The 14,687-nt window shown below is 69.2% G+C and carries 18 protein-coding genes; 9 read left to right on the plus strand and 9 right to left on the minus strand.

Annotation, left to right across the window (positions count from 1 at the left end):
- Both C3488_RS30985 and C3488_RS30990 read right to left on the minus strand, forming a co-directional pair.
- Positions 1–2,159, minus strand: a 2,159-nt coding sequence (locus C3488_RS30985; protein WP_103844238.1) for an MFS transporter, incomplete at its 3' end; no start/stop codon positions are given.
- A gap of 13 nt (positions 2,160–2,172) precedes the next feature.
- Positions 2,173–2,682, minus strand: a complete 510-nt coding sequence (locus C3488_RS30990; protein WP_103844210.1) for a MarR family winged helix-turn-helix transcriptional regulator — start codon at positions 2,680–2,682, stop codon at positions 2,173–2,175.
- Positions 2,683–2,927: 245 nt separating this feature from the next.
- Between C3488_RS30990 and C3488_RS30995 the strand changes: the two genes are divergently transcribed.
- Positions 2,928–3,125, plus strand: coding sequence for a hypothetical protein (locus tag C3488_RS30995; protein ID WP_103844211.1), 198 nt, complete (start codon positions 2,928–2,930; stop codon positions 3,123–3,125).
- Between the two features lie 20 nt (positions 3,126–3,145).
- On the opposite strand, the gene C3488_RS42420 is transcribed toward C3488_RS30995, so the two are convergent.
- The 7 genes from C3488_RS42420 to C3488_RS31025 all read right to left on the minus strand — a co-directional run bounded on the left by C3488_RS42420 (position 3,146) and on the right by C3488_RS31025 (position 9,297).
- A complete protein-coding gene (locus C3488_RS42420) occupies positions 3,146–3,442 on the minus strand; it encodes a hypothetical protein (protein WP_308460700.1) in 297 nt (98 codons plus the stop codon).
- A 610-nt stretch (positions 3,443–4,052) separates the two neighbouring features.
- The gene (locus C3488_RS31005; RefSeq protein ID WP_103844213.1) at positions 4,053–4,997 is read right to left on the minus strand and encodes an RNA polymerase sigma factor SigF; all 945 of its coding nucleotides are present in this window, start codon (positions 4,995–4,997) and stop codon (positions 4,053–4,055) included.
- 245 nt (positions 4,998–5,242) lie between these two features.
- Complete coding sequence (locus C3488_RS31010; RefSeq protein ID WP_103844214.1) at positions 5,243–6,217, minus strand: RNA polymerase sigma factor SigF; 975 nt, start codon at positions 6,215–6,217, stop codon at positions 5,243–5,245.
- 159 nt (positions 6,218–6,376) lie between these two features.
- Positions 6,377–6,670 (minus strand): Dabb family protein, encoded by a 294-nt coding sequence (locus C3488_RS31015; protein WP_103844215.1) that lies wholly within the window; start codon positions 6,668–6,670, stop codon positions 6,377–6,379.
- 68 nt (positions 6,671–6,738) lie between these two features.
- The gene (locus C3488_RS40845) at positions 6,739–6,915 is read right to left on the minus strand and encodes a hypothetical protein (RefSeq protein ID WP_181139268.1); all 177 of its coding nucleotides are present in this window, start codon (positions 6,913–6,915) and stop codon (positions 6,739–6,741) included.
- A gap of 830 nt (positions 6,916–7,745) precedes the next feature.
- Positions 7,746–8,441, minus strand: coding sequence for an HAD family hydrolase (locus C3488_RS31020; RefSeq protein ID WP_103844216.1), 696 nt, complete (start codon positions 8,439–8,441; stop codon positions 7,746–7,748).
- Positions 8,431–9,297 carry a GntR family transcriptional regulator gene (locus C3488_RS31025; protein WP_103844217.1) on the minus strand — a complete coding sequence of 289 codons (867 nt, stop codon included), beginning with the start codon at positions 9,295–9,297 and terminating at the stop codon, positions 8,431–8,433. Before C3488_RS31025 ends, C3488_RS31020 begins: the two co-directional genes overlap by 11 nt.
- A 333-nt stretch (positions 9,298–9,630) precedes the next feature.
- Between C3488_RS31025 and C3488_RS40850 the strand changes: the two genes are divergently transcribed.
- The 8 genes from C3488_RS40850 (at position 9,631) to C3488_RS31060 (ending at position 14,509) form a co-directional block, all read left to right on the plus strand.
- Positions 9,631–9,807 (plus strand): hypothetical protein, encoded by a 177-nt coding sequence (locus tag C3488_RS40850; protein ID WP_181139269.1) that lies wholly within the window; start codon positions 9,631–9,633, stop codon positions 9,805–9,807.
- Between the two features lie 111 nt (positions 9,808–9,918).
- A complete protein-coding gene (locus C3488_RS31030) occupies positions 9,919–10,188 on the plus strand; it encodes a DUF6284 family protein (protein WP_103844218.1) in 270 nt (89 codons plus the stop codon).
- On the plus strand, positions 10,185–11,090 hold the full coding sequence (locus tag C3488_RS31035; RefSeq protein WP_103844219.1) for a DUF2637 domain-containing protein: 906 nt from the start codon (positions 10,185–10,187) through the stop codon (positions 11,088–11,090). Before C3488_RS31030 ends, C3488_RS31035 begins: the two co-directional genes overlap by 4 nt.
- Positions 11,090–11,470: an RRQRL motif-containing zinc-binding protein gene (locus tag C3488_RS31040; RefSeq protein ID WP_103844220.1), complete on the plus strand. Its 381-nt coding sequence runs from the start codon at positions 11,090–11,092 to the stop codon at positions 11,468–11,470. The genes C3488_RS31035 and C3488_RS31040 overlap by 1 nt, the downstream gene beginning before the upstream one ends.
- 29 nt (positions 11,471–11,499) lie before the next feature.
- The gene (locus C3488_RS31045) at positions 11,500–11,766 is read left to right on the plus strand and encodes a hypothetical protein (RefSeq protein ID WP_103844221.1); all 267 of its coding nucleotides are present in this window, start codon (positions 11,500–11,502) and stop codon (positions 11,764–11,766) included.
- Between the two features lie 2 nt (positions 11,767–11,768).
- On the plus strand, positions 11,769–12,086 hold the full coding sequence (locus C3488_RS31050) for a hypothetical protein (RefSeq protein ID WP_103844222.1): 318 nt from the start codon (positions 11,769–11,771) through the stop codon (positions 12,084–12,086).
- A gap of 2 nt (positions 12,087–12,088) precedes the next feature.
- The gene (locus tag C3488_RS31055; RefSeq protein ID WP_181139270.1) at positions 12,089–12,259 is read left to right on the plus strand and encodes a pRL2-8; all 171 of its coding nucleotides are present in this window, start codon (positions 12,089–12,091) and stop codon (positions 12,257–12,259) included.
- Positions 12,260–12,391: 132 nt separating this feature from the next.
- Positions 12,392–14,509, plus strand: coding sequence for a cell division protein FtsK (locus tag C3488_RS31060; RefSeq protein WP_103844223.1), 2,118 nt, complete (start codon positions 12,392–12,394; stop codon positions 14,507–14,509).
- Positions 14,510–14,687: the final 178 nt, after the last annotated feature.

Below are 14,687 nucleotides of genomic sequence, written 5' to 3' on the forward strand. Positions count from 1 at the left end.
TGTTCGCCGGTGGTGGCGGTGGCCAGGAGGTCGCCGCGCACGTCGGTGACGATGACCATCGCGTCCTTGACCGGCAGCCCGGTCTCGGCGGCGCGGACGACGCCGCTCAGGCCACTGGTGCCGCTGAGCAGGACGTCGTACGACACCGGCTCGTCGTGCACGACGATCGTGGAGGCCTGCGGCTGGTGGCCGTCGGCGGAGGCGATCAGGACGTAGGAGCCGGTCCCCGGAGCGTGCACCGCGTAGGAACCGTCCGCCTGCGCGACCGACCGGCCCAGCTGCCGGCCCCCGAGGGAGATCAGGGTGACGGCGGCCTGCGGGACCGGCGCGCCCTCGCCGCCGCGGACGAAGCCGCGGACCGGGATGCCACCGCCGTCACCGGCCGCCTCCGGCCGGGCGATCGTGGCGACGGCCGCGAGGCGCTGCGTGCCCGTGCCCGTGCCCTCGCCGGTGGTCTCGGTGCTCGCCACCGCCCAGCTCGGAACCCTCTCCCCGGCCGGCGCGGCAGCCTCGGCCGGCGCCTCGGCCGGGGTGGCCGCCGCGGGGGCCTCCTGCGGAGCCGAGTCGGCAGCGGCCTGCGCCAGCGCGCCCTTGGTCTTCAACGGGACCTCCTTGATGAACAGGGTGATCAGGAAGGCGACGGCCGCCAGGCAGCCGGCGATCAGGAAGACGTCGGCGATGCCGTGGCCGTAGGCGCTCTCCAGCAGCGTGCGCAGCGGGGCCGGCAGCTTGTTCATGTCCGGGATGCTGTCCGCGGAGCTCGAAGAGGCCAGGGCGGCCTGGTACTTCGGGCTCAGGGCGCTGATGCCGTCGGTGATGTAGTGGGTGATCCGGTGGGAGAGCACCGCGCCGAGCGCGGAGACGCCGACCGCACCGCCGAGGGAGCGGAAGAAGGTGACCGTGGAGCTGGCCGACCCCAGGTCCTGCGGCGCCACCTGGTTCTGGGTGCACAGCACCAGGTTCTGCATCATCATGCCGATGCCGAGCCCCATCAGGGCCATGAAGATCGACATCTTCCAGTAGGCCGTGTCGTACCGGATGGTGCCGAGCAGGCCCAGGCCGGCCGTCACCAGGACACCACCGCTGACCAGCCACGCCTTCCAGCGTCCTGTGCGGGTGATGAACTGGCCGGAGACGGTGGAGGAGACGAACAGGCCACCGATCATCGGGATCGTCAGGACACCCGACATCGTCGGGGACTTGTCGCGGGCCAGCTGGAAGTACTGGCTGAAGAACACCGTGCCGGTGAACATCGCGACACCCACGAAGAGCGAGGCGAGCGACGCCAGCGTGATGGTGCGGTTGCGGAACAGCCGCAGCGGGATGATCGGCTCGCTCGCCTTGGTCTCGACCAGCACGAACAGCGCACCGAGGACGATCGAACCGCCGACCATGGTGTACGTCTGCCAGGACAGCCAGTCGTACTTGTCACCGGCGAAGGTCACCCAGACCAGCAGCAGTGAGACCGCGGCGGCGATGAAGAACGCGCCGCCCCAGTCGACCTTGACCTCCCGCTTGACCACGGGCAGGTGCAGGGTCTTCTGCAGCACGATCAGCGCGATCACCGCGAAGGGCACGCCGACGTAGAAGCACCAGCGCCAGCCCAGCCACGAGGTGTCGGTGATGACACCGCCGAGCAGCGGCCCGCCGACGGTGGCGATGGCGAACGTGGCGCCCAGGTAACCGGAGTAACGCCCGCGTTCACGCGGGGAGATCATCGCGGCCATGACGATCTGCGCCAGCGCGGACAGGCCGCCGACGCCGATGCCCTGCACGACACGGCAGGCGATCAGCATGCCCGGGTTCTGCGACAGGCCGGCCGCCATCGAGCCCAGGACGTAGACGATCAGGGCTATCTGGACGAGCGCCTTCTTGCTGTACAGGTCCGCGAGCTTGCCCCACAGCGGGGTGGTCGCGGTCATCGCCAGCAGCGAGGCGGTGACGACCCAGGTGTAGGCGGACTGGCCGCCGCCGAGGTCGCCGATGATGTGCGGCAGTGCGTTGGTGACGATCGTGGACGACAGGATCGCCACGAACATGCCGAGCAGAAGCCCGGAGAGGGCCTCCATGATCTGCCGGTGCGTCATCGGAGCGCCGTCCGGGGAGCCTCCCCCGTGCTTGGCGTGAGCCCGCACACCGGCTGGTGTGGTCGTTGCCATGGGCTTCCTTTACTTACGTGCTTGCGGGTGTACGGGTGGTCTGGTGGGCAACGGATTCCGTCGCGGGTGCGTCCTGCCCGGGCCGAGGAGTGGAACGGCAGTCGCCGAAGCTCTCCCTGAGCCGTGCCATGAGCTGGATGAGCCGGCCGACGTCGTCCTCCGACCAGTCGCTCAGCCGGTCGGCGAGCAGCGCGGCGGTGCGCCGGGAGAGCTCGCCGAGCTGGACCCGGCCGGAAGCCGTCAGACGCAGGATGCGGGAGCGCTTGTCCGCGGGATCCGGGCAGCGCTCGATCCAGCCGCGGTCCGCGACGTGCGCGACGTGGCGGCTGGTGACCGACATGTCGACGGCGAGCAGCTCGGCGAGCTTGCTCATGCGCATGTCGCCGTGGCGGCCCAGCAGGGTGAGCACGGCGGCGGAACCGCCGGGGCAGTCGGGCGGGAGGCAGCGCCCGAGGTCTCGCTTCACGGCGCCGAAGGCGCTGAGCTGACGCGCCAGCTCTTCGTACTGCGCTCGCCCGGCCATGGCACCTCCTTCTTATCGTTGCCTGGAGCAACCATAAGGAGATTGGTTGCTGCAGGCAAATGAAATGGCGACCTCGGGGCTAAAAACTTGGCAAAGGCAAGTGTTGGCGAAAGTAAACGCGCAGGTGGCAGCAGGTGCGTGTCTGTGGCATCTCTGTGAACGGCCCCGCGGCAGAGGCCCGGACGGCCCCGATCACAGAACCCTCACTTGGGCAGTCCCCCACGTATTCGCTAGGGTCCGGGGCCATGGCTAACACCCAGGGCCCCCAGGGCAACTACGACCCCGCTGGCAGCACGCAGATGTTCCGCGCGTTCGTCGACGAGGCGGCCCCTCAGGGCCGGCAGCAGGCGGCCGCTCCGGCCGGCCCCCGCATCGGCCTCATCGTCGGCGTCGTCGTCGCCGTCGCGATCGTCGCCGCGGTGGCCTGGCTGGCGCTGAAGTAGGCCGGCGCCCGCCACTTCCGCTACCTCCACCGGACGGACACGTCCCGCGTCTCGATGTGCATGCCGATCGGTACACGCCAGGCGTCGACGCACACCGTCCAGTCTCCCTTCACCGACGCCCCGGCGGCGATCGGCGCGGGCAGCGCCTCCGTGGACCCGACCGTCGCCCAGTCGGTGCCGAGCGCCCCGATGACGTGGGTTCCGAGGGTCACCGTGCCCGAACGCACCGGGGTGTCACCGGCGTTGTGGAAGAGGACGGTCACGTTCTCGCACCAGCGATGGTCGGTGGGCTGCCGCTCGGGCCGGCCCGCGATCACTGCGGGTCCGCTCGTTGTGGGGCGAGGGGCGGTTGGCGTCGGGGAGGGTGAAACGGGGCCGGGCGCAGGCGACTTGGTACCGGTGCCGGTCTCGGTGCCCCTACCGGCCGTCTCGGGCACGGCTGTTGCGCTGGAGGCCGGGGCGTCACCGGCCTCCGTCGAGGCGCTCGGGAGGGAGTCCGGGGTACCTGGAGTCCTGGGCCCCGAGGTCCTGGTCCCCGCTGTCCCGGCCCCGGACGGCCCGTCGAGAGGGACCAGTGTCATGTCTCCGGTCGGCGCCACCGCCGTACCGGATGCCGGGGGGCCGCCACCCGCCGGGCCGACCGCCACGTACGCCTCACCGTCCGCGCCGCCGCACGCGGCCAGAATCCCGCCCAGGCAGACGACGACCGCCGACGCCCCGACCACGAGCCCCTGACGTCCCCGCAACCATGTCGCTGGAAGCATCGAGCCATTGTGACTGACGTACCGTCAGGTCGGAAGTCGCGTACGGCAGGGGTTCCGTGTCCACGACGGCCCGCTCCCGAAGGAGCGGGTCACCGCCTCGCACCGGTACCGGTCGCGCTGCGCCGTCGCCGACGAGGGTGCCCGCCGGTGGCCGTCGGATGGGTCAGTCCGAGATCAGGCCCTCCCGCAGCTGCGCCAGCGTGCGGGTCAGGAGGCGGGAGACGTGCATCTGCGAGATGCCGACCTCCTCGCCGATCTGCGACTGCGTCATGTTGGCGAAGAAACGGAGCATGATGATCCGCCGCTCGCGGGGCGGCAGCTTGGCCAGCAGCGGCTTGAGGGACTCGCGGTACTCCACCCCCTCCAGGGCCGAGTCCTCGTATCCGAGCCGGTCCGCGAGCGAGCCCTCGCCGCCGTCGTCCTCGGGGGTCGGGGAGTCCAGCGAGGACGCCGTGTAGGCGTTGCCGACCGCGAGGCCGTCGACCACGTCCTCCTCCGACACGCCCAGCGCGGAGGCCAGTTCGGTGACCGTCGGGGAGCGGTCCAGCTTCTGCGACAGCTCGTCGCTCGCCTTGGTGAGGGCCAGGCGCAGCTCCTGGAGGCGGCGCGGCACCCGCACCGACCAGGACGTGTCCCGGAAGAACCGCTTGATCTCGCCCACGACCGTGGGCATCGCGAAGGTCGGGAACTCCACGCCCCGCTCGCAGTCGAAGCGGTCGATCGCCTTGATCAGGCCGATCGTGCCAACCTGGACGATGTCCTCCATCGGTTCGTTGCGGCTGCGGAAGCGGGCCGCCGCGTACCGGACGAGCGGGAGGTTGAGCTCGATGAGCGTGTCCCGGACGTAGGCACGCTCCGGGCTGTTCTCGTCGAGTGCGGCGAGCCGCAGGAACAGGGAGCGGGACAAGGTGCGGGTGTCGATGCCCTCCGTGGACGGAAGGTCCGGGGCCTCGGGGGCCGGAAGAGCCTCGGCGCCCGGGAGGTCCTGGGCGGGAAGGGTCTCGGCACCCGGGAGGTCCTGAGGGGCCTGAAGGTCCTGGAGCACGTCGGGCGCGGAGTCGCTCTGCATGAGCGTGAGCACCTTCGAGCTGCCCTGGTCTGCGGACATGCCACCCCCTTTGGGTCGCGGGACGGTCGCGGCGGACGCTCCCGTCGTAGGAACGCAGCCTCCCCTGAAATACCGGTCGCGAGGCCGCGGCAAACGCGCTCCCGGAAGAATGTCACATGTCGGCAACACGCTGTAGTGACATGTCGACATGTGAAACGTGAATGCGCCCTGGTTGGAAGGGTTCTGAGGGCTTTTCAGCGCAGAGGTGTCGGGAAGAGGGCTTGCGGGTGATTCGCTCGCACGAGTTATGCGTCGATCCTGTTTGCGGATCTCAGACGCGCGAAGCTCCGCGCCAGGAGCCTTGACACATGCATCTGGGAGACACCCAGCTCTGCGCTGATCTGGGACTGGGTGAGGTTGCTGTAGTAGCGCAGCAGCAGGATCCGCTGCTCGCGCTCGGGCAGTTGGACGAGCAGGTGCCGTACGAGGTCGCGGTGCTCGACGCCGTCGAGGGCGGGGTCCTCGTAGCCGAGCCGGTCGAGCAGGCCGGGGAGTCCGTCACCCTCCTGCGCCGCCTCCAGGGAGGTCGCGTGGTAGGAGCGGCCCGCCTCGATGCAGGACAACACCTCGTCCTCGGAGATGCGCAGCCGCTCGGCGATCTCGGCGGTGGTGGGCGAGCGTCCGTACGCCGTCGTCAGGTCCTCGGTGGCGCTGTTGACCTGAACCCACAGCTCGTGCAGCCGGCGCGGGACGTGGACGGTGCGGACGTTGTCGCGGAAGTAGCGCTTGATCTCGCCGACGACGGTGGGCATCGCGAAGGTCGGGAACTGCACGCCGCGGTCGGGGTCGAAGCGGTCGATGGCGTTGATCAGGCCGATGGTGCCGACCTGGACGACGTCCTCCATGGGCTCGTTGCGGGAGCGGAAGCGGGCCGCGGCGTACCGGACGAGGGGGAGGTTCGCCTCGATGAGCGCGCCGCGCACGCGGTGGTGCTCCGGGGTGCCCGGCTGAAGCTCCTTGAGCTGGGCGAAGAGCATCTGGGTGAGGGCCCGGGTGTCGGCGCCGCGGCGTCTGGCGGCTTCCTGGGGCTGGGCGGGGGCGGTGTCGGGGGCCGGTTCGGTCGCGTCGGGGCGGGCGGGGTCCGTGGCGGACGCCTGATGCCGGTCGGAGGACGGGGCCGGAGCCTCGTCCTCCTGGGGCGGCGCAGTACTGGCCGACACGGTCAACGCCACCTCTTCATCCGTCAACACATCTGTCAACTCACCGTCAAAAGCGGTCATAGCATCACAAGAAATGGACACTGTGTGCAAGCACCGCATAACTCCGTGTTGAGGGAGAAACCGGGACAGATATTGGGGCACAAGACGCAGGAAAGCCCTCCACTGTTCCGGTGGAGGGCTCCGTCGGTTGTGTCGCCCGGAATCGGTGGGCGGTGTCGCTCAGATTTCGTAGTCGGCGATCACCCAAGTGGCGAACTCGCGCCACAGGGCGACGCCCGCCTGGTGCGCCGGGTGTTCCAGGTACCGCTTGAGGGCGTCCGCGTCGTCCACCGCCGAGTTGATCGCGAAGTCGTACGCGATGGGGCGGTCGCTGATGTTCCAGCCCAGTTCCCAGAAGCGGAGCTCGTCGATCAGGCCGCCGAGGGCCTCGAAGGCGCGGACGCCCTCCACGACGCGCGGGTCGTCGCGCTGGACGCCCTCGTTGATCTTGAAGAGGACCAGGTGGCGGATCACGGGTGCTCCCAGGGGTACGGCAACGGCGGCGGCCGCCGGCCGGCGGTTCGTGCGGGGCCTCGGGGGCCTTACTTGGCGCCGTCGGCGATCCAGGTCATGAAGTGGCCGATGGCCTTGGCGGCGCTCGAGATGCCTTCGAACCCTATCTGCACGTAGTCGGCGGCCTTGGCCGGATCGGTGATGATCACATAGAGCACGAAGACCACGAGCACGTAGAACGCGATCTTCTTTCCCGGTACCGCCACCGTGGCCTCCCCCGTCTCTTCCGCCCCGAGGGGCCGGTTCGCCGCGGGTGAGTGTAACCCGGCCAGGTGTTCGGGGCTCCGCAAAGATCCCGTATGCACCATGTCCTCACCCGTTCCTTCCGTACGGGGACTTCGGGACCAACGGCCCGGGGGTGGGGCCGTTCGGCCGGGTTGCCGGGACGTCGCGAAGCCGGAGGATGGAGAGGAGCCCACCGGACCGGCAGGGGCCCGGAGGGCAGGAGGACCGGACCGGGTGACCGGACCCGGCTGGGACCCGCACTGCGAGGTCCTCGAGCTGCGAGGCGGCCCCGACGCCCGTGTCCTCAGGGGAGGGGACGGCGTCCTGTTCCCCCGAGGCCGCCGCCCCGCTCCAGGGGGCGGGCCGAAGCCCCGGCGCACTGAGCGGCACGCCGGGGCTTCGTGCGGCGCGGAGACGTCCGGTCCCCTGCGCGGATCCGGCGCGTGCGGGACCCCACGCATACCTCCGGCGCACACGCGAAGGGCCCCACCGACAGGTGGGGCCCTTCTTCGGCGGTAGCGGAGGGATTTGAACCCTCGGTGACTTGCGCCACACTCGCTTTCGAGGTCTGTTCGTGCTGGTCAGAACATGATCCAAAGTCGTTCAGCCTCGTTCATCGCCGTACTCCCGGCCGGCGCGCGAACCGCTGCGGACGGCGCCGGACGGGAGTGAATGAGACGGAAACTGAGACGGAGCCGTGCCCGCTGACCTGCGCGTGAGCCGCCTTTGGCGCGGCACTCCGAGGCCCGATGCCGCGTCCCTGCGCCGGGTCCCAGGGTGCGGGACAGACGGGGTGGCGTGCGCCACCCCTCTATACGACTGGGCTTTCCCTGAGTGCATCGGCGAGGGTGTCCATGGAGCCGATCACCGCATCAGCCCCGGCCCTGGCCAAGGACTGCTCCTTGCCAGCTCGATTGGCGTAGCCGATAGACATGGCCTCTGCCGCGATGGCGGCCTCAACGTCGCTCACTGAGTCGCCTACGAGAGTGCAGCGCTCGGGAGCGACACCCAGGCGGGCAGCGGACACCAGGAGTGAGTAGGGCGACGGTTTCATTCGGTGCGGCTCATAGGCCGGGCGACCGACAATCTCTTGCACTAGGGAAGTCAGGTCATGATTTGTGAGAAATTCCCTGACACACTGCGAGGAATTGTTACTCACGATCGCCACGGCTCGGCCTGACGCCCTGGCGGCTTCGAGCGACGCTACAACACCCGGAGTTGGTTCTCCCGCCACCTTTACGGCCGCAAGTTCCGCCTCGATTAGGCGGTCTTCTACAGCCCTTAGTGCATTCAATCCGGCTTGCGGAGAAATGCGGAGAGCATCCATGAAATCCATGCCTTCCATCTCCTTGGAAAGCTTCGGATCGAATTCACGCATCACGTCGACCAGGCTCCTAGCGACTTCCGACGCGGGGATCCCTGCGAATACCTCGCATACAGGTCCATCGAAATCGAAGAAGATGCTTTGGGCGGTCGAGATAGCTCCCAGGAGGGCCTTACTCGCCATCGGGGTCGAAGTCCCTTCCGATCGTGCTCCATACGCTGTCGAACCACATCCGTGCCTGGTCAACCTGCTGAGCTCCACTCGATGACTCACCCTCGTTTATCGAATAGTGAAACAAGGTTGCGTCAGGCCCGATCAGGTCGAAGATCTCGATGGCCTCTCCCTGAACGACTACTTTGTTAGGCCGGATGGGGTAGTACCCGAAGAATGCGTCTTCCTGGTTGATCACGTAGAGCTTGAAGAACTGGGTGCCGCTGTGCACGCGAACTTGAACCCGGGTTTCAGGCACAAGACCGAGCAGGCTCAATTCGTGTACTTGGTTGGCGATACCCCGGGTGAAGCCGACCATCAAGTCGTGCATGCGCATCCGCAGACGGGCGTCATCTGCTCGATCGCTTTTCCGCACCGGAGCGGCCTGAGGGACGGACATGTCCGGAACTAGAATGCGAATGTTGATACTGGCCGGAGTGAGGCGCCCTACTCGAATCTTGTCGATTGGGTCCTGCAGGGCGGCATGCAGAGTCTCGCTTGAGAAACCGGCGAAGTCGATGGATACATCGCGGCTGGTGAACGCCTGCTCCACGTACGGACGGAGACCGGCCGGTCGCTCGGTCCTGTTTCGCACGTAGACCCCACTTCCCTTACGGGATACGACCAGGCCCTCATCCTCAAGGTCGCGGAGTGCTCGCTGGATCGTGGCCCGCGCGAACCCGTACAGCTCCGTCAGCTTGCTGTGCGACGGCAGCTTTTCGCCGGGAGCCAACTTCTTCGTGCGGATGGCTGCGCTGAGGCTGCTTGCCACCTGCTCATAGGGCGGTCGGCTGTCGTCCGGGTCCAACGGTTCTGGCGTGAAGGTCATGCCCCAATGCTACGGCGGGGTCCCTCAACAAGACAGCCAAGACAGTCAGGTGTTGACATGGCTAGCCAGGCTGGCTACGTTGAGCTTGCTTCGATCAGGCTAGCCAAGTTGGCCAGGTCGGGGGTGCCAGCCCTGAGCTGGGCGTCCTTGACAACTCAACAGCGAGATGAGGCTGCCGCCTCCTCCTATAAGGCGGCCAGCGCGGGACCACGGTGCCCGCGCACTGCTCAACCCCTCCACGGCGTTGCCGCGCTGCGGCCGGTTGCCTCCCTCGCCCGTCCGGCCCCGGATCGGTCGTACGGGCGGGGCGCGGGGAGCCGAGAGGAGGAGACCATGCGCAAGATCACCAGTCCTAAGCACCCGAACGCCGACCAGATCGGGACGGAGGTGCAGTACCGGGGCGAGCCGCACCGCATCACGGACGTGGGCGGGGGCTGCTTCACGCTCGTACGACTTCGCGACGGCTACGCGCAGAACGTGCGGATCGCCGAGGTCAACGGACGCCGCTAGTGCGGCACTTCCCCGCATCAAGCGGGATTCACCTTCAACGGCAAGCGGCTCCCGGGTGGCACCCCGGGAGCCGCGTCGGGCCGTTCCACTGCTGAGAGGAACCACGACCCAATGAGCCACATCGTCACTGTTCAGGACGCTGTTACCGCGTTCGCCGACTGGATGGAGCCGACGGACGCGGAGCTGAACGCCATCGAGCAGGAGATGCCCGCGATCCTCGCGGACGTCGACCTGATCGACGCGCAGATCATCACGCTGGACCGCACGCCGACCGAGCTGGACACCCAGCGCATCCGCCGCGCACGGCGCCGCCTGCTCGCCGCCCGCCGGGACCTGGCCAACCGCACCGCCGGCGCGAGCCAGCCGGGGGGAGCAGCATGAACCGCAAGGGCCGCATCCTGCTGGTGCTCGCGCTGGTCGCGGTGGTCGGTATGGCGTTCCGCGTCTCGTGGAACGCCCTGCGGGACATCGCCAGCGCGGTCGGTGCCGACGGCACAGCGGCGATGCTGTACCCGTTCGTGGTCGACGGGCTCATGGCGCTCGCCCTGGTTGCCACCCTGGTCCTGGTCGGCCGTGACCGGTCGTTCGCGCTGAAGGTGCTGGGCACCTACACCGGCGCCTCGCTGGTCCTCAACTACGTGCACGGCCTGGTCCCCGAGCTGCACGGCCGTGGGGTCGATTGGGGGCGACTCGCCGACTGGGACCCGGCGAACTGGGCGCTGGTGCTGCTCGCAACGTCGCTTCCGGTCGGGTCGATCTACTTCGGTTCCGATCTGGTCGCCAAGGTGCTGCACCACCGCCCGGCCCCGATCCCCACCGAGGGCACGAATGCGGAGGAATCCACCAAGACCAAGATGATTCGGTCTACGGCTGACCAGCCGCAATCGGCCCCCGCTCCGGTCGTCGTGTCCCGGCTCACGGTGCCCGATCCGGCACCGGTCACCCTGGGAAAGTCGACCCTGCCGGGCAAGCCCCTGGCCGCCATCACGCCCCCGACCAAGCCGGTACCGGTCGGGTCGGGCACGCCCCGACCGATACCGGCGGAGTCGACCCGACCGCGCCGCGCCACGGGCCGCGTCCCCGAGGCCGCGAAGTCGACCCGACCGAAGCGGACGCCGGAACAGTTGCTGGCCGAGGCACGTGCGGCGACGGCCGATTGGCCGGACACGCAGATCACCGCCGAGGGCATCCGCCGCACGGTCCACACCTCACCGGCGAACGCCCGCACGCTGCGGGACACGATCCTCGCCGAACGCGCTGCGGCTGCTGAGGCGGTGGCGTGATGCCCACCGCCTACGCCAAGTGCTTCGACCCGAGCGGCGCCCGCTACGGGGTGCCCACCTACCCCTGGAAACTCGCCCCCTACGGGCTGGCCACCCGCCGTCAGTTACGGGCCAAGGGCCTGCGCCCCGGGGGCCAGCCGATAGCGGCGCAGGTCATGCGGATCAACCGCCGCGCCAGCGGGCCGAGGGTGGCCTACCTGTACCGGGTCGACCTGGCCAAACCGGTGCGGCCGATGACCTCCCGGAAGTGGGGCGCGCTCGCCCTGGCGATGCTCGCTCGCCGCACCTGCCCGCAGTGCCGGCGCGATGCCGGATACGTCATCCCCGCCTCACTCGGCGCGTGCGTGCCCTGCGCCTACCCCGACAGTTCCCCCGCCTGAACGCCTCACTCACCGTCAGGAGTTCTCCTGTGACCAGCACAAACGCTGCACCGTCCGAGGTGACCCACTACTGGTTCGGGTGGCTCTCCGTCCCCGGCCACGGCCGAGCATGGGCCCACGGCGAGGTGACCGTTCCCCTGAGCGCGCCGCACGAGCAGACCTACCGGCTGATCGCCGCGTGGCTGCACGAACACGGCTGCCTCGTCCCCGCGGACATCTCCCAGGTAATCACCCTGCTGCCCGGCCGCATCTCCCCTGACCCGCTCGCCAACGACTCGTCCCCGAGGAGTAGCTGACCATGGGCAAGCCCGACACCCGCCGCCTGGACCGGGAGATCCGGCAGGCCAACCGCAAGCTCGAAGCGGTCCGCGAGCGCGAGATGTGGCCGCTGAACAGCTCCGAACGCCGCGCCATCCTCGGCGCGCTGGCCGGCGGCACCTACCGGATCGCCCGGGGCCGCAGCACCGACCGCGCCGACCGCCGCCTGGAGAGCGCGTGGATGGCGGCTGAGACGCGGCTGATCGCGGAGATCACCGCCCTGCACACCGAGCGGCAGCGGGTCGTGAACGAGCACGCCGCCGCCAAGGCCGCCAAGAAGTCCTCGGGGTGGTGGTGAGCATGGCCGGACGGGAGACGCCTCCGGGCGAGTGCCCCCAGTGCTGGCAGCACGCCCACGACCGCAGCATTCATCGCAAGCTCCGCCCGCGCGAGGACTGCCCGCAGTGCGTGGACCACATGCGCACCGGCTGCCCCTACCTCGTGCCCAAGAAGCCGTCGAAGTGGTGGTGATCGGTCGCGCGCTGCGCGCCGCCGCCTGACCCGCACTGCCGCTACTCGGGGTGGCCGCACCTGCCACGGACCCGGCCACCCCGACACTCTCAACTTCCCGCCCCTGCCGGGGCAGTCAGGAGCCTTCCCATCATGAGCGACAACGTCGTTCACCTGCACAAGGACACCGACCCGCCGACCGAACCGGCCACCGTGACCACCCTGACCGTGGTCCCCGACCCCGCCCCGCCCAAGCCGGTTCCGCTGTGGGTGCGCTCCGGGCGCGCCATACGGACGGCCGTGACGCACGAGAACACCAAGACCGCCGCCCGCGCGGTCGCCCGCCACAGCATCTACGTGGCTGGCGGGGCGCGGATCGTGGCCCGCCGTACCTGGGACGGACGGACCGCCGCCCGGTATGAGCGCATGCTCCGCGCGGCGGAGGCCGCCGGGAACTACGAGGCCGCCGCCGAGTGGGAGGAGCGCGGGCAGCGCTACCGCGAGGCCCGGCACCGTCGCCGCATGGATCTGCTCCACTCGCCGTTGGATGCGGCCAAGGGTGCGGCCGTGAGTGCCGGTATGGGGATCGGTGGCCTGGTCCTGCTCGGGGTGGCGATGGCGATTGCCACCAAGGACGTCACCGAGGTCGTCACGCCGCTGATGGCGGTCATCAAGTTCATCAACCTCATGATCACGATCGTGCAGGTGGTGTGGGGACCGCTCATCACGATCGGCCCGTTCCTCGCCCTGCTCGCCCTGTGGTCGGTCGGCGCCCACCAGAAGGCCGCCCCGAACTGGGCACTCCCGGCGAATATCCGCAACGGCGAAGGCGAGCCCATCACCCCGTCCATCGTGGTCAAGGCCCTGCGGGACCTGGGCGTGCCCGCGCTGCGCAACGCCATCAAGGAGATGGGGGATGCCGGCGCGTCCATGCTCGGTCCGATCCGGATCGCCGGATGCGGCGTGGAAGTCGACGTCACGCTTCCCTCTGGTGTGTCGACGGTGGAAGTGCAGAACCGGCGCCGCAAGCTCGCCGAGAACCTGACCCGGCACGAACACGAGGTGTTCATCACGATCCCGCAGGCCGCTCGCACGGTGCGGCTGTGGATCGCCGACTCGGGCGCGCTGGACGAACCGATCGGCCCGTCTCCGCTGGTCACCGACGAGACCCTGACCGCCGACTACGCCAAGGGCCGCGCCCCCTGGGGGCAGGACCTGCGTGGGGACGCCGCCGCGCTGAGCGTGTATCAGCGGCATCTGCTCATCACGGGTCTGTCCAACCAGGGCAAGACCGCCGCCCTGCGCTCCCTGGCCCTGTGGCTCGCGCTGGACCGATCGGTGGAGTTCTGGCTGGGTGATCTGAAGGGTGTGGGCGACTGGGCGATGTTCGACGGGTTGGCAACCAGGCTGATTCAGGGGCCGACCGACGAGCACGTCATTCAGGTCACGGAGATGGCGGAAGACGCCGTGGAGGAGATGAACCGTCGCCTTCAGGCGCCGCCCGGGACCGAGTTCCCACCGCTGATCGTCATCGTGGACGAGGCGCAGGTCGCGTTCATGTGCCCGGTCAAAGACGAGGACAAGCGCCCCTACGGCGGCTCGTCTTCCAACTCCCGGTACTTCATGGCCGCCCGGAAGATCCACAACCAGGGGCGCGCGGTGAACGTGCTGCTGTGGCAGGGCACGCAGGACCCCACCGACCAGAACCTTCCCAAGCTGGTCCGCGAGGGCGCCCACACGCGCGCCTCGCTCGCCCTGGGCACCGAGTCGCAGGCCCGCATGGCGCTCGGGGACAAGGCCGTGGACGGCGGCGCCGCGCCGAACCTGCTGCGCCCGGGGCTCGACAAGGGAACCCTCGTGGTCGCCTCCGACGGGATCGAGATTCCCAAGGGGCAGTCGTCCATCACGGTGCGCACGCACTACATCAGCACCGATGACGCGAAGGTGATCGCCGCGCGTGCCAAGGCTCTGCGGGACGGCGTGACCACCCTGCACGTCATCGAGCGGGGCGAGGAGCGGGACCCGCTCGCCGACATCGCGACCGTGCTGGGCAGCGATGCCCGGGTCCGGACCCAGGAAGTCATCACGCGCCTGGCCGCGCTGAACCCGGACGCCTACAGCGGTTGGTCGTTCATCGACCTCAAGCGCGTGCTCGATGACGCCGGCGCCGAGCCGTACAAGTCCGACGGCCGCATGGTCGTCGGCCGCGACCGCGTCCACCGCGCGCTCGCCAACCGCCCCGAGACGGATTCCGCTTCCGCCTCCGAGTAGAGGGAGCCGACCCTCCCCCGGGGCAGGGAGGCAGGGAGAACTCCCTGAACGCCTCCCTGCCCCGCCTCCCTGGTCCTGACCTGCACGAATGATCACTCAGGGAGGCAGGGAGGCCCGCAGGTCAACGCCCCTGAGACCCCCTCCACAGCCACCCCGAAGGGTGTGTCTCAGCCTCCCT

Source organism: Streptomyces sp. Ru72 (genome assembly GCF_002920635.1).
GTDB lineage: Bacteria > Actinomycetota > Actinomycetes > Streptomycetales > Streptomycetaceae > Streptomyces.